13 protein-coding genes are annotated in these 14,770 nt (G+C 62.2%); 3 read left to right on the top strand and 10 right to left on the bottom strand.

The features are described 5' to 3' along the window. Positions 1-34: 34 nt before the first annotated feature. The 9 genes from HZC36_04190 to rlmN all read right to left on the bottom strand — a co-directional run bounded on the left by HZC36_04190 (position 35) and on the right by rlmN (position 9,461). Positions 35-2,002 (bottom strand): 2-oxoisovalerate dehydrogenase, encoded by a 1,968-nt coding sequence (locus HZC36_04190; protein ID MBI5706172.1) that lies wholly within the window; start codon positions 2,000-2,002, stop codon positions 35-37. 86 nt (positions 2,003-2,088) lie between these two features. Beyond that, entirely contained in the window at positions 2,089-2,655 is a 567-nt protein-coding gene (locus HZC36_04185; protein MBI5706171.1) for a hypothetical protein, read from the bottom strand. A 147-nt stretch (positions 2,656-2,802) separates the two neighbouring features. Next, complete coding sequence (gene ruvX, locus HZC36_04180) at positions 2,803-3,219, bottom strand: Holliday junction resolvase RuvX (protein MBI5706170.1); 417 nt, start codon at positions 3,217-3,219, stop codon at positions 2,803-2,805. Between the two features lie 10 nt (positions 3,220-3,229). Further along, positions 3,230-4,747, bottom strand: coding sequence for a DUF3084 domain-containing protein (locus tag HZC36_04175; protein MBI5706169.1), 1,518 nt, complete (start codon positions 4,745-4,747; stop codon positions 3,230-3,232). Positions 4,748-4,924: 177 nt separating this feature from the next. Next, complete coding sequence (locus HZC36_04170) at positions 4,925-6,034, bottom strand: LptF/LptG family permease (protein MBI5706168.1); 1,110 nt, start codon at positions 6,032-6,034, stop codon at positions 4,925-4,927. Beyond that, the gene (gene lptB / locus HZC36_04165) at positions 6,031-6,822 is read right to left on the bottom strand and encodes an LPS export ABC transporter ATP-binding protein (GenBank protein MBI5706167.1); all 792 of its coding nucleotides are present in this window, start codon (positions 6,820-6,822) and stop codon (positions 6,031-6,033) included. The genes HZC36_04170 and lptB overlap by 4 nt, the downstream gene beginning before the upstream one ends. Then, positions 6,819-7,850: a hypothetical protein gene (locus tag HZC36_04160; GenBank protein MBI5706166.1), complete on the bottom strand. Its 1,032-nt coding sequence runs from the start codon at positions 7,848-7,850 to the stop codon at positions 6,819-6,821. The genes lptB and HZC36_04160 overlap by 4 nt, the downstream gene beginning before the upstream one ends. Continuing rightward, the gene (gene lptC, locus HZC36_04155; GenBank protein MBI5706165.1) at positions 7,840-8,376 is read right to left on the bottom strand and encodes an LPS export ABC transporter periplasmic protein LptC; all 537 of its coding nucleotides are present in this window, start codon (positions 8,374-8,376) and stop codon (positions 7,840-7,842) included. Before lptC ends, HZC36_04160 begins: the two co-directional genes overlap by 11 nt. Before the next feature lie 2 nt (positions 8,377-8,378). Then, positions 8,379-9,461 carry a 23S rRNA (adenine(2503)-C(2))-methyltransferase RlmN gene (gene rlmN / locus HZC36_04150; GenBank protein ID MBI5706164.1) on the bottom strand — a complete coding sequence of 361 codons (1,083 nt, stop codon included), beginning with the start codon at positions 9,459-9,461 and terminating at the stop codon, positions 8,379-8,381. An 86-nt stretch (positions 9,462-9,547) separates the two neighbouring features. On the opposite strand from rlmN, the gene HZC36_04145 reads away from it, so the two are divergent. Then, complete coding sequence (locus HZC36_04145; GenBank protein ID MBI5706163.1) at positions 9,548-10,675, top strand: trypsin-like peptidase domain-containing protein; 1,128 nt, start codon at positions 9,548-9,550, stop codon at positions 10,673-10,675. A gap of 75 nt (positions 10,676-10,750) precedes the next feature. Then, positions 10,751-12,394, top strand: coding sequence for an AAA family ATPase (locus tag HZC36_04140; GenBank protein MBI5706162.1), 1,644 nt, complete (start codon positions 10,751-10,753; stop codon positions 12,392-12,394). Positions 12,395-12,579: 185 nt separating this feature from the next. Here HZC36_04140 and HZC36_04135 read toward each other — a convergent pair whose 3' ends face one another. Then, positions 12,580-13,302, bottom strand: coding sequence for a 50S ribosomal protein L1 (locus HZC36_04135; protein MBI5706161.1), 723 nt, complete (start codon positions 13,300-13,302; stop codon positions 12,580-12,582). A 145-nt stretch (positions 13,303-13,447) separates the two neighbouring features. Between HZC36_04135 and HZC36_04130 the strand changes: the two genes are divergently transcribed. Further along, positions 13,448-14,770, top strand: coding sequence for a PDZ domain-containing protein (locus HZC36_04130; GenBank protein ID MBI5706160.1), 1,323 nt, complete (start codon positions 13,448-13,450; stop codon positions 14,768-14,770).

Raw genomic sequence — 14,770 nt, 5'->3', positions numbered from 1 at the left:
CTCGCCTCTCGCTTCTCGCCTCTCGCTTCTCGCCCTACTCCATCACCACCCGAACCGCTTTCAGCACGTCCTCCAGGCTCGGCAACGCCGCGTACTCGTGCACCGGGTTGAAGCCAATCGGAACATCTTGCCGCGCTACCACTTGCGGTGGAGAGAGGAAGGTGTTCCAGCTCTCGGGGTTGGAGACGAGCTCCGACACCACCGATTGCCCAAAGCCGCCCGTGCGGTTGTCCTCGTAGAGCACCACCAGCCGGCCGGTCTTTTCCAATGAGCGGTTGATCGTTTCGTAGTCGCAAGGCACAAGGCTCCGCAGGTCCACGATTTCGACGCTCGCCTCGCCCTCCAGCTTGGCCGCGGCTTCCTCGGCGAGTTCGGTACCGTTGCCCCACGTGACGAGCGTCACGTCCGAGCCCTCGCGCCGAATCCGCGCCTTGCCAAACGGCACCGGCTCGACCTTCTCGACCGGCATGCCCTTGCGGAAGATGTGCTTGGGCACCAGGATGAAGGTGGGGTCGTCGCCCTGGATCGCGGTCCAGAAAAGCCCTGCAGCGTCCTCAGGCGTGCTGGGCATCGCTACCCTGAGGCCTGTGGTGTGCGTGAGATAGCCCTCGCCGGACATCGAGTGCCAGATTCCGCCGCCGGGCAAGTACGCGCCGCTGGGAGCGTAGATCACCAGCGGGCACTTGAGCTGCCCGTTCGTCCGCCAGCGCAGGGTCGACATGTTCGTCACAACCTGGTTCCAGCCGGGAGAGATGAAGTCGATGAACTGAAGCTCGAAGACCGGCTTCATTCCATAAACCGCCATGCCCACGGCGACCCCTAGGATCGTGTCTTCAGCGAGCGGCGAGTTGAAGACTTGGTTGGGAAAAGACTCCGAGAGCCCTTTCGTGAGCGCGAAGACGCCGCCCTTCGGGTCCTCGATGTCCTCGCCAAACATCACGACCTTCGGGTCGGACTCAAGCGCCTTGCGAAGGGTCGTGTTGATCGTGGCGACCATGTTGGTCTTGTCGGAAGTCTGGATCGGAGGCGCCTCGGCGGCTGGGACCTGCCCAAACGAGTGCTCCAACACCGCAGCGGGGTCGGGGTCAGCGGCCTTCTCAGCGCGGATGTACTCTTCATCGACCTGCTTGACGATCTCCTCGTGCCAGGCGTTGAACTCCTCTTCGGTCAGTTCTCCTGCAGCAATCAGTTCGTTTCGCAGCAGCGTGATCGGGTCGCGCTTTTGCATCTCGTCAATGTCCGAGGGCGACCGGTAAACGCGGTGGTCGTCGCTGGAGGTGTGACTGCCCAGGCGCTCGACCTCGCACCACAAGAGCGTCGGCCCTCCCCCGCTGCGCGCCTTGTTGGCCGCGACGGTGGCGGCAGCGAGCACGTTGTCGGGATGGTGGGCGTCCACGTGTACAAAAACATCCTTGGAAAAGACCCCCAGGTTGAATGGAAGCATCCGGTTCGTCGGGGTCGAGATGCCGTACTTGTTGTCCTCGACCATGAAGATCACGGGCAGGCTCTCCTGGATCGCGAATGTCAGCGCCTCGTAGAAGCACCCCTGACGGGAGGCCGCATCGCCCACGCTTGCGACGACCAGCGAGTCTTTCTTTTCAAGCTTCATGCCCCAGGCGCAGCCGACGGCGGGGAGCATATTGCCGGCGGTCGGAGTGGGCACGCTGAAGACGTTGTGCTCGGCGGAATGATAGTGCCCGGGCATCATGCGGCCCGCCGAAGCCGAATCGCGCTTGGCCAGGTAGGCGAGCGCCAGGTCGTAGCTGCTCAGGCCCCGAGCCAGCATCAGCGCGCGGCTTCGGTAATAAGGGAAGATCCAGTCGTCCTCGCGCAGCACCCAATTGACCGCAGCGATGGCCTCGTGGCCCAGCGCGCCAATCTGAAACCAGCCTTTCGATTGCCGGAGCAGGATGCCCTCGCGGCGGTCGCCTTCGCGGCTGAGCATCATGAGCTTAAGGAAATCGAGCTTGTTCAGGGTTTTGTTGGCTTGGGTGGTGGACATATTGGGGCCTCGTCTCGACGTTGAAACGTGTTTCCGGCGGGGTGCTGACGGATGCGCTATTGTACCAAAACGCGGTGCGGCGCCCTTCAGAGCTTTAGGATCTTCCCACTCACACTTATCCCCAGATTCCCGCCCTCCATCTGAGGGTTCGGCAGCAGCTTCTTGGGGTCGCCGTGCGCGTTCTTCGAGGTGTCGGAGCTAACGAACACCAGCGGCGTGTTGTCCGGGTCCTTGATGTCGTCCTTGTACTTGCCTGCACAGGAATCATTTAGCGCGTAGCCAAAGACGCCTTCCTTCTCAGGCAACAGGTCCGGCCGGATCAGCTTTTTGAAGCCGGATTCGCCGGTGATGTACGTCTTGAGCCGCGGCCTCACGTCGTCCATCCAGGTCTTGCCTTCCGGGAACTGCCCGTCGCTATCGTGAACCAGCATCAGCGCCGTATGCAACGCCAAGAGGTTTTGGGTGTTGGTGCCGGAATAGTCCTTCTTTTCGGCGTGCGTGAAGACACCCTTTTGGTAGAGGTCGTACACCCCTTGCACCGTCTGGCGAACCCCTGGGAAGCACGCCGCGATTCCTGCAATCACCAGGAGCCCGAGCAGCACCTTGCGCCCGATCTTGCGCTTCTTCTTTGGGGTGGGTTCGAGGTCAGGCATGGGCATTAGGCATTAGGCATTAGGCATTGGGCATTGGGCATTGGGTGGTCAGGTGGTCAGGTGGTCAGGTGATCAGGTGGCCAGGTGCTTCCGGTTTTCCGGGTCTCATTGCATATCGCGCATCGCCCATCGCCCTTCGCACCTCGTTCACTGCGGGTCCAGCACCCTTTCCGCAAGGACCAACGCCGCGAAGTCGTCGATCGGTTCCGTGGGCGGGAACAGCGTCGCGGGCAAGAGCCTCTTCCAGCCCTTGCGCGGGTTGTGCTCCCAATAGCGCTCTCGCGCCTGGAGACTGGTGTCTCGCTCGTCCACCAACAAGACGCCGATGCTGGGAAGCTGCATCCGGATCGCCTCGACGATCTGCCTGGAATGGGTTCCCGAACCGACGACAACCGTTGAATAGGATTCGATGCCGCGGGCCTCGGAGAGCTTTTCGGCCAGGTCCGCCGGTGGGCAGATGGTCCGCCAGACCAGCGTCAGAGCGCCTTCCTGTTCCCGCCGCACCAGCGCCACCCCGCACTTGGAGCTTCCCGGGTCGATGGCGAGGATAGTCTTTCTGTTCATCGCATCGCCCTCATTTCAGCCTAAACTCCAGCAGCAGCGGGTCCCCCACGCGCAGGTCCTGTCTGGCAATCGCCTGAAGCCGGATCGAACGGCCTGCCTCCTTGATTCTCTCTACCAGATTCAGCGCCTCCGCCATCGAGACGGACCCGTAGCTGTCCGCCCGGCCGTTGGCGGGGATGAAGTTGGCCCGCTGAGCCGCATTGTGCACGTCCTCAGCGATAAAGGAGGTCACCTGAGTGTGGATCGCAGCCAGGTCCTTGGTGCCGTCGACGCGCCTTTCGGCGACAATGTCTCCGGCGCGAACCGCGAGCGGATTGCGATAGATGGCGATATCGAGCTGGACGGGCTCGCCGCCAAAGGAGTTGAGGAACGACCGCGAGATGAGCACAACGGGATCAGGCCGGCCGGTAAGGCTGCGGATCAATGCGTCCAGCTGCTCTTCGGCCGAAACGGTCCTTCCCTGGATCGTGCGCTGCGTCAGGCCCGCCGATGGCAACCCCGCTAGCGGCTTGGCCCCGCGTTCCTCAGCTTCCATCCTGGCGGCACGCATCAGACGGGAAACCTCTTGCCGAGCCTCTTGCGGGGTCAAGTTCGCGTCCACGCTGAGGCGCGCGATCTCGTCCCCCCGAAGGAACATGGGCTTGCCGGTTCGCGCGCTCGCCGCGAGCCCTCCGAGCCGCAGGGCATCGTTCTGGGCCGTCATCAGTTCGCTGTTGGTTCGCTCTAGGTCCTCTTGAGCCTTCTTCAGGCGTTCTTGAGATTCGTTCAGTCGGCCCTGGATTTCGCTGACCTCGCCCTGCAAACGACCCTTATCCTGGGTTAGGCCGTCGATCGTTCGAATGAGCTCGTCTCCTTGCTGCTGAAGGCTCTCGTTGGTCCTTTGGAGCTTGGAGTTCTCCTCCAGCTTTCTGTTGAAGTCCTCGCCGAGCTCTCTGAACTGGCTGTCAAGCTCTCGATAGCTGCCGTTTAGGGATCCGTACTCCTTTCGGGCCTTTTCAAGCTTGGAGGTCGTCGCCGTGAGCTCCGTCTGCTGGGCCGCAAGTTGGATGCTTACCTTTCTCAGGTTCCGCGTCAGCGCTGCGGCCTGTGCCCTTGCCGCTACCGCGTCGCTCTGCGCCTTTTTGGAGGCCAGCACGGCCTCATCTACTTGTCGGTTTAGCTTCTCGAGCTGCTCGTTGAGACCCGTGACGCGGACGTTCAGGTCCTTGTTCCTTTGGTCGAGGATGGTGTTCTCCTTGACCTTTGCGTCGCGATCGATCGTCAGCCTCTTGGCCTCGGCGATAGCCTCCCGGCCCCTCAGGAGCCACTCGCGCACGTCGCTGCTCGCCACGAGCACGAGCATGATCGTGAGCATCGGGACGAGCACGCCTCCCAAGAAGACGATGACTTCGGCCGTTTTTCGAGGCCGAAGGCCCAGAAGCGATCGTCGCTGCTTGCCGAGCACGCGCCCAAGCCTGTCCGCATAGACGGCGATAATGCCGCCCAAAAGGCAGAACAGTGCAAGGAACGCAAAGCTCAGAAAGTCCATTTGTCGCTAGCGGATGTCAGGCCAACCTTGGCCACCCTACGGTTAAGACGATTGTGCGCCCTCAAGTGTTAGTCTGCTCGAAATTGCAGGGCCGATGCTACTTGTGGAGGCGGCGGCAGGGGCGGGGTGATGGGATGAGGAGAAGAGGGGGCGACACAGCCGAACGCTAAAGGCGCCCTATTGGTTCTTCCTGTAAATCGCGTACCCCGCCGCAGCGGCCCCGATCAGGATCGGTAAGAAGCTCGCCAGCCAAGGTGGGATCGCGCCGCCCTTGGCATAGACTGCCATGAAGTTCGCCAGCATCAGATAGAGGAAGCTGAGCGCCACCGAAAGCGCGAACCCAACAGCCATGCCCGCCCGCGCGTTCCGAATCCCGAGCGGCGCCCCAAGCAGCGCGAACACCACCACCCCCAGAGGTAGAGCCACCTTGTTGTACAGCCCGAACTGCAGGTTGGCGATCTGCTTGTTGTCGGGGTTGGGGTCCGACTTGAGCTTGCGGATCTGCTCCACCATCTGCCCGATGCTGAACACGTCGAGATCGTCCGCGAACCCGGCCAGCAAGTTCTGGGGCGTAATGTCCGGCTGCGCGACCTCTCTCGGCCAGGCGTCTTTGAGCCCTAATACCCACTTCCCGTCGGCCTTGAGCAGCCGCGCGTCTCCGATGATCCGCCAATCTCTCGGCCCGAAGTAGCGCAGTTCGTCGGCGAGCAGGATGGTGCTGTGGCGCTTCTCGGAATCAAACGTCGAGAGCGTAACGTGTCGCAGGGTTTGGTCCACCAGACTGAAGTCGAGCGCCATGAGTTGTGCGACCGCGCCGTTCTTGCCCTGGATCGTGTAGAAGACCGGCTTTGCACCCTTGCCTTTATCGATCTGCTTCTTGATCTCGGTTGTGAGCGCCGTGGCGCGGGCAGCCGCCCCTGGAACGATCGCCTCATTGAGCGCAAACGAAAGGAACGCCACCGCCAGCCCAAAGGCCAGCACCGGCCTCATGATGCGAAAGAGGCTGGTGCCGGCAGCCTTAAGAGCCACCACTTCGCTGTCATTGCTAAGCCTCCCGAAGGCGAGCAGGGTAGCCAGGAGCATCGCCATGGCGAAGGTCTTCACCACGATGCCCGGCATCAACAAGAATGCCACCTCCATGACCGTGTTTGGGTTGATGCCCCGAACCACCCACTCCGTCACGCGTACCAGCAGGACCGAAGCGAAGATCAGCGCTGAGAAGATCGCCACGCCGAAGGCCCAAGGCCCCACCAGCTCACTGATGATCAGCCGGTCGAGCCGCTTCAATCGTGAGCTTCCTCGCTCTCGGGCGCGGACTTGGCCCTGCCGTTGCTTCCGGCAGGGTCCACATCGCCCTCGCCGGCAAATTGGGCGCCGAGATAGTGCTTGCGGACCGCTTCGTTGGAGCCGATCTCGGCGGCCGTGCCCTCGGCGAAGATTTTCCCCCCGATCAAGATGTAGTTCCGGTCAGTGATGCTGAGCGTCGCAGAAACGTTGTGGTCGGTGATCAAGATGCCGATGCCTCGCGCCTTGAGCCTTGAAATGATCTTCTGAATCTCCTCGATGGTGACTGGGTCGATGCCGGTGAACGGCTCATCGAGGAGGATGAACTTCGGCTCCGTGGCGAGCGAACGCGCGATCTCCACACGCCGGCGCTCACCCCCGGAGAGCACTCCGGCTTTGGCGTCCAGGATGTGCCCAATGTGAAACTCCTCCGCAAGCTCGGCGATGCGCTTGGCGATGGCGTCTTTGGGCGCGCGGTTGACCTCCATCACCAGCCGGATGTTGTCCGCCACCGAGAGCTTTCGAAAGACGCTGGCTTCCTGGGGCAGATAGCCGATGCCTGCTTGGGCCCTCTTGTACATCGGCCAGCGTGTGATCGGGGCCCCGTCAAGCTGCACCTCGCCGCCATTGGGCCTGACGATCCCGGTGACCATGTAGAACGTCGTCGTCTTTCCCGCGCCATTCGGCCCCAGCAAGCCAACGATCTCGCCTTCGCTGATCCGGATGCTGACCTTGTCGACGACCTTTCGTCCCCGATACACCTTGACAAGATCGTGGGTCGTGATCGTCATGCGGACACCTGGGTGTCAGTGGGGCGGAGGGACGAAGGGACCGAAGGACAGAGGAGTTGCGAGTGAAGGGATGAAGGGATGAAGCGATAAGGGGAAGAGGGGAGAGATGGCCTCTTTGCGGTCATTTGCGCCATTGCGCCATTGCGGGTGATCCCTTCGTGACTAGGTGGCGGCTTTTGGTTGACCTTGGTCACCCCAGGCTCCCCTGACATCGAAATCCTCTTGGGCTGCCCCTTCGCATCGAGCGTTACGACCGCCGAATCGCCGGTCATGTCTCCGACAAGCAGCGGATCGTCTCCCCAGAAGTGCACGTTTCCGCGAAAGGTGATGGTCCTGGCTTGATCGTCAAACACCAAGCTGTCGGCCGTGCCATTGAAATGGAACTCGACGAACTCAAATTCGCCGGGCGCTTTCTCTTTGGCCTGCCGGCGGTTCGTTTTCATCTTCAGCGTGGCCTTCCTCATCGTCACCGAACGCAAGCCTGCGCTGCCTCTGGCGGCGTCCTTTTCGCCGTACAGCACCACGGTGGCGCTCGACCCGCTCAGCTCAAGGTCCTCGCGCGCGGGTTGATCCTCCCGATGGACCGCGACAGGGCCAGTGAGAGTCCATCGCTCTTCGGCGGCCAGGTAATCGGCCTTCGGACAGTTCAGCTCGATCGTCTGGACCGAGTTCGACGTCTTGGCTGCCGACGGCCTCACAAGGACGGCGCGGACCTTGCCCGTCAGGGTCGCGGAGGCCAAGGAAAACGTCCTTTGAGCCGTCGTCGCGATGCCGTCGATCCTGCCCGTCTCAAGGGTCAGGCCTTGCTTCTTGAAGGCGCCGTAGATGGGGCTTCCGGATCCCTCGAACGATATTCTGCCGTCGTCGAGCCGCTCGAAGACGAACTCTGAGCCGTTCTGAATCTTCGAATTGCCTGAGGTGTCTTGAAGGTTGACCTTGCCGCGGCCTTGAATCTGCGCGAGCGCAACGCCGCACAGCAGCAACAACCCTGCTGCCGCGTACCAACTCAAAGCACACCTACTTTCCATAGCGTTTGCCAAAGATGCCGGGCGTTCCGGCTGCGTTCAATTCCGGCGAGAACCGAAAGGCATCGAACGGGCCGATCACCACGTCGTCCGCTGTGAACCGAACGTTACCCCGCGCCTCGCCTACCTCGCGTTCAGGGTCCCAGATCACCGAGTCGCATTCGAGCTTGGATGGGGGTCTTTCGGATTGGACGGACACGCCGCCTAGAAGCTCCAGCGTGTTCCCCTTTTGGGCGATCACGGCACGCTTTGCGCGGAAGGTGCTCGCAGCTTGAGCTCCCTTGAAAAAGGTGCCGGACACGTCGTAAGCGGTCCCATAGAACTCACCTTCCTCGCTGGCGTTGAGGTCGGCGCGGTTCCACCTGACGGTCCAAAGGGGCCGTCTGTTCTTTCCCGAGCTGTAACGGGTGCCCTCGGCGGCAGAGGTCCGAACGGCCTGCTCCAGCATGGGCTTCAACTTGGCGTCCGGCTTTGGCGCGCCTCTTGAAGCCTTTGGCGCGTCGCCGCACCCGGCAATCAGCAAGCACACGATCAGGAAAGGACAAGCAGTTCGGATCGTGTGGCCCTCCTGGCAAACTTGCCCGTGTGCTCCCCCGCGAGTTGGCCGCAGGCGGCGGCGATGTCATGGCCCCGCTCCACGCGCTGGGTCACGTTGACCCCCCGCGACTCAAGCGCCGAACGAAACGCCCTCACGCGCTCCTTCGAGGGCCTCGAATAGCCGTGCGTCGTGTCTACGAAGTTGAAGGGAATGAGGTTGACGACGCTGGGAACGCCTCGAACCAAGCCCGCCAGCGCCGCCGCTTGGTCTTCGGTGTCGGTCACCCCTGAAATCAGCAGATACTCGATCGTGATCTTCCTACCCGTGGCCCTTTGGTGCCTTCGCATGGCGGCCATCACTTCCGCGACGGGCCAACGCTTGTTGACGGGCATGAGCCGGTCGCGTACCGCGTCCAGCGGCGAGTGAAGCGAAAGAGCTAGATGGATGGGAAGCCCGAGCTTGGTTAACTCGTCGATCTTGGGCACGATGCCCACCGTCGAGACCGTGATATGCCGGTGGCTCAGGCCCACTTCGTCATGAAGCAGGCGGATGGCCTCCAGCACGTTCGTGAGGTTCAATAGTGGTTCTCCCATACCCATGAACACCACGTGCGAGATGCGGCGTTCCGGGCCGATTTCGCGCTGGAGCATCAGGTACTGCCCTACGATTTCGCCCGCCGACAGGTTTCGGTCGAAGCCGCCGAGCCCCGTGGCGCAGAAGGTGCAGCCCATAGGGCAGCCCACCTGAGAGCTGAGGCAGCACGACACGCGCTTCTCATAGGGCAGCAGTACACACTCATAGACCTGGCCGTCGCCCCTGTGCACCAGGAGCTTGATCACGCCATCGGTGGAGGTCGCTCTGCGGGCAACCTGAAGCGGCCAGACCACGAAACGCTCTTTCAAGCCCTCGCGTAAGGCTGCCGGCAGATTGGTCATCTCGTCGAAGCTCACTGCGCCTTTTCGGTAGATCCAGTCGGCAATCTGCGCCGCGCGCATGCGGGCCTGCGGCAGGTCCCCAAGCTGCGATTCGATCGCGGCATGGTCGAGGCCGGCCAGGGCTTGGAACGGGGATGACACGTCTCGAATTGTACTTGTTAGGCCATCGGGACCCAGGAACTGCCGAATCTCCGTGAACGTAAACAAACGTCATAGGATTGAGAGCCATGAGCAAAGCCACGACCTATTTTTTCATCGGACTTGCCGTCTTCGGAGGAGCTTTCGCAGCTCTGCGCATCGACCGCTACCTGGCTCAGCGATCGGTTCAGCCAGACGCTCTGTTTCAGGAGTCGGCCCCCATCTCCAAGGTCTCGCTCGAGAACGTCCAGACTCCCGCGGACTTCCGGGCGGCCGCCAAGAAACTGGTCGCTTCGGTGGTGTCCGTGGACCGCTTGGAGCGCTATCGCACCTTCTTCTCTGAGGAAACGCGCATCGCGCAGACCGGCTCAGGTTCCGGCGTCATCATCGCGGCGAACGGAACGATCATCACCAACAACCACGTCGTGGCGAATGCTGACCGGGTCCAGGTTCGGCTGCCGGACGGACGAAACATGCAGGCCACGGTCGTCGGCACCGACCCACGGTCCGATCTTGCGGTGCTCAAGGTGGATGCGACGGGCCTTTCGGCGGTCGAAATGGGCGAGAGTTCCAAACTGGAAATCGGCGAATGGGTTCTGGCCGTCGGCTCTCCGCTGGGCTTCGACGACACCGTCAGCGTTGGCGTCGTCAGCAGCCTTAACCGGACCTTGGACACCGGCGGTCCCGGCGTGCTCGCCGACGCCATCCAAACCGATGCCGCCATCAACCCGGGCAACTCCGGCGGCGCACTGGCAAACGCCAAAGGCGAGCTGATTGGCATCAACACGGCTATCGCAAGCGAGACCGGCGGCAGCGTTGGGCTGGGCTTCGCCATCCCGGTCAACCGGGTCAAGCGCGTGGCCTCCGACATCTTGAAGTTCGGGCGCGTCCGCTACGGCACATTGGGGGTTTCCTTCTACCGTATCCCTGGCCTTCTGGAGCGCGAATCGGCCCGCGAGCAGCTCAAACAGGCCACCGGCTCTGAGCCGCCAAAGGCGGGCGTCGTGGTCCAGAGGGTGGGCGCCGGATCGGGGGCGGAGCGCGCGGGAATGCAGGGCCTCGACGTGGTTACGGAATTCGACGGACAGCGCATTCGCGACTACACGGACCTGTCCAGGCTCCTCCTCGATCGTCGGGCGGGCGACACCGTGAAGATCAAGTATTGGTCTAAAGGCGAATCAAAATCGGTAAGCATCGTTCTTCAAGACCAAGCATAATTCACAGGTGCGGAAACCGTATTCCGTCCGTTTGAATGAATAGGAGTGCCCGATTTTCGGTCTTCCCAATTTTCTATGAACCCCCCTCCCAATGGCTTAAAGGAGTTCCTTGAAGTCCTGCCCGCCGTCGTCCGCGAGCGCTTGGAGCGCCTCAACGAGCTCGATGCACTGATCGAGGTCGTGCTCGACTATGGCAGGGTGGCTGAGGCCCGCTACCGCTCGCGGGTCGAGCGGTGGGAGGACGTCATCGTCACGGAGAACGACCTCGACGCGGTCACGCGCGCCATCGGCGAATTCGGCGAGGACAACCGCGCGGGCATCGAGCGCACCCTTCACCGGATTTCCGCCATTCGCAACCGTCATGGGAGGGTCATCGGCCTTACTTGCCGCGTCGGCCGTGCGATGGAAGGGACGATCGACATCATCGACGACATCGTGCGCTCCGGGGCGTCCATCCTTCTGCTCGGGAAGCCCGGCGTGGGCAAGACCACCAAGCTCCGCGAGGTCGCTCGCGTGCTCGCCGATGAGGTCAACAGGCGCGTTGTGATCGTCGACACCAGCAACGAAATCGCAGGCGACGGAGACGTGCCCCATCCGGGCATCGGGTCCTCGCGCCGGATGCAGGTACGGGTGCCCAGCGAGCAGCACGCCGTGATGATCGAGGCCGTCGAGAACCACATGCCCGAGGTCATCGTCATCGACGAGATCTCGACCGAGGCGGAAGCGCTTGCGGCGCGGACCATCGCCGAGAGGGGCGTTCAACTCGTCGCGACTGCGCACGGCCAAACCCTGGAAAACCTGATGCTGAACCCCTCGCTCGCCGACCTGGTGGGCGGCATTCAAGCGGTGACGTTGAGCGATGACGAGGCCAAGCGCAGGGGCACCCAAAAGACGGTGCTCGAACGCAAGGCCCCACCGACCTTCGATGTGATCGTCGAACTCGTGGACTTTGACCGTCTCGCCGTGCATCACAACGTACAGAAGACCGTGGACCTGGTGCTGCGTGGCATCGCGCCGCGGCCCGAGATTCGCGTTCGGCTGGATTCGGGCGAGGTCGAAGTCGTCCAGCGCGAGCACACGTTGGAGCTCAACGAGCCGGGCTTCAATACACGGTTCCCGGCGCTGTCGAGGGTCCTTGAGGACCACGAGCGGACCCCCAGCCGCACGAGTTCGGGCAGAGCCCGGCAGACCGATGACGTGCAGGGCGAGAAGCGCGACGAGTCGCCGCTGCCTGCGGGGAATGGCAGCGGGAATGTCCTTCGGATCTATCCCTTTGGTGTGGCGAGGACCCGCCTTGAGCGGGCGATCCGCGAGCGCAAGCTCCCAGCTTATGTGACCGGAGACATCCACCACGCCGACGTCATTCTCGCGGTGCGAAGCTCTTATCAGGGTCGCCCCAAGAAGCTCCGCGAGCTCTCAGGCCGCAATGTGCCGACAGTAATCGTCAAGTCGAACACGACGCAGCAGATCGCTCAGGCTCTGGAGGAGTTGACCGCCAGCCGCAAGGAGCAGGTGGATTTCGAGGCCGTGGCGATGGACGAGGTCGTGAAGGCGATCGAGACCGTGGGCCAAACGGGCAAGCCGTTCGAGCTATCGCCGCAGCCGGCGCCCATCCGCAAGCTTCAGCACCAGCTTGCCGAAGCCCGGCGCGTGGCGTCTGAATCGGTCGGTGAGGAACCCCATCGAAGGCTGCGCATCCTGCCCGTCAAGCTGATGTAGGGGTGGTGGGACCGAGGAACGAAGAGACAAGAATGCCCCCTCCTTGGCCACGCTGGGCTGAAATAAGTGGGGGTCTGGAGGGGAAACCACACCCAAAACCCCTAGCGCCCTAACGCCTTAACGCCTTAACGCCTTAATGCCCTAATGCCTTAATGCCTTAATGCCTTAATGCCTTAATGTCTTCCCTAGCTCGCAAACTTGTGCGCGACTGTCGGGTCCAGTTTCACGCCCGGGCCCATCGTGCTGCTCAACGTGACCGAAATCAGATAGCGGCCCTTGGCCGTCTGCGGCTTAGCCTTGATGAGCGCGTGGAGCGCGGCGTGCAGGTTCTCCTGGATCTTCGCATCGTCGAGCGTCACGCGTCCAATGCACATGTGCACGATGCCGGCCTTGTCGGCGCGGTATTCGGCGCGGGTCGCGCCCTTGATCTCGCGGATCGCCTGGCCCACCTGGTTCGTGACCGTGCCGTTGCGCTTGTTGGGGGTACGCGGGCCGAGGATTCGCCCGATCTTGCCGATGGACGGCGCCATCTCCTCGGTCGCGATCACGATGTCGAAATCTTTGAACCCGCCCTGGATCTTCGTGATGAGGTCATCGGAACCCACCACGTCGGCCCCGGCCTCCTCCGCTTCTTTCACGTGGTCGCCCTTGGCGAGCACGGCGATTTTCTTTTCTTTCTTGCCCGTGCCGTGCGGTAGTGCGGTGGTTCCTCGAACGTTCTGATCGCTCTTGCGGGGGTCGATGCCAAGGCGGACCGCGAGGTCGATGTTCTCAGGGAACTTGGCCGTGGCGCTCTTTTTGACGAGGGCGATCGCTTCTTCGATCGGATAGTATTGGCCCTTCTCGACGACGCCTGCGGCCGAAACGTAGCGCGGCGATTGCGCCGCTTTGCGGATGTTCTTTCTCATGTTGCTCCTGTGGTGCCATTGTCCCAGAGTTCTGGAACTCCCACTGGCACGAGCCGAAGCTCGCGCCCGAAAAAGATACCCGAACCTAAGCCCCAAAAGTCACGGAGGCGGAACAGCCCGGCGCGGCCTTACGGTACAAACAGGCATGACTTCGCTGCTGTTGGCAACACTCGTCGGTCTGGGACAAACGCTCCTTTCGGCGCAGGGCGTCCCCATCCTCGATCTTTCGATCCTGAATCCACCGATTAAGAGTGAAGCGCAGGGCTGTCCAGGCCCCATCTGGCTTGGATCGCCCGACGACGTCGTCGAACCGTTTTCGATCGATCTGGCGTCAGCCCAGCAGCCCCGCGACTACGCCGCTGCCTGGAACCAGGTCGAATCCGCCATTCGGAGCCGCTACTACGCGCGCCAATCCCGAAAGGCAGAAATGGAGGCCCTTTTCACCAAATACGCGCCGGCCGCCAAAGGCGCAAAGAACGAGGGCGAGTTCAGCGAGGCCGTCAACAAGATGATTGACGACTTCAAGGACTCGCATTTCGCCTTCCTCACCCGCTCTAGCCAGGGCTACTACAACTTCGACAGCCTTGCGCGGAGCAATAGCGCCGAGTCGATGCCCAACATTGGCCTCTGGTACCGGCGCGACAAGGACGGCTACACGGTCCACATGGTCATGAACGGCATGGCTGCCGAGACCGCCGACATCCGCAAAGGGGACCGCATGGTCAGCGTGGACGGCAAGCCGTTCTCACCCGTGGATGCCTTCCGCGAGAGCGTCGGCAAGAAGGTCAAGGTGGTAGTGAAGCGTGGCTCGGCCCAACTGGAAAAGGAGGTCGAGGTCGCCTCCCAGCCGGCGGGACAGATGTTTCTCGAAGCCACACGCAACAGCGCCCGGATCATCGAGCGGGATGGCAAGAAGCTGGCCTATGTGCACCTATGGACGATGTCGAGCGAGGATATGAAAAACGCTCTCTCGAACCTGGTTTACGGCCGATTCAAGGACACTGACGGCTTCATTCTGGACATTCGAGATGGTTTCGGCGGCCGCCCCGAGGGGTTTGGCGACCCGTTCTTTCGGCCCGAATCCACCATCGAATGGAAGTTCGGCGAAACCGGGGGCAATAAACAGCTCTTCGGCTATGGCAGGCCGCTCGTCGTCATTATCAACGACGGCTCGCGCAGCGCCAAAGAGGTCTTCAGCCACATTATCAAGCGCAGCAAGCGCGGCACGCTGGTGGGTTCCACCACGGCGGGCCACGTGCTCGGAACCACGCCCTCCCGCGCCTCCGATTGGGCCTATCTGGAGATTCCCATCGTGGACGTGATCGCCGACGGGTTCCGCATCGAGGGCGTCGGTGTCAGCCCCGATGTGGCTGTGGCGAAGGAGTACGACGAGAACGGCAAGGACCTATTCCTCGAAAGAGCCGAGGAGGTCGTGCTCAAGGAAATCGCGGCCAAAGCCAGGAAATAG

It is taken from the genome of Armatimonadota bacterium (genome assembly GCA_016223145.1).
Lineage (GTDB): Bacteria > Armatimonadota > Fimbriimonadia > Fimbriimonadales > Fimbriimonadaceae > Nitrosymbiomonas.
This window is presented reverse-complemented; position numbering and strand designations above follow the sequence as displayed.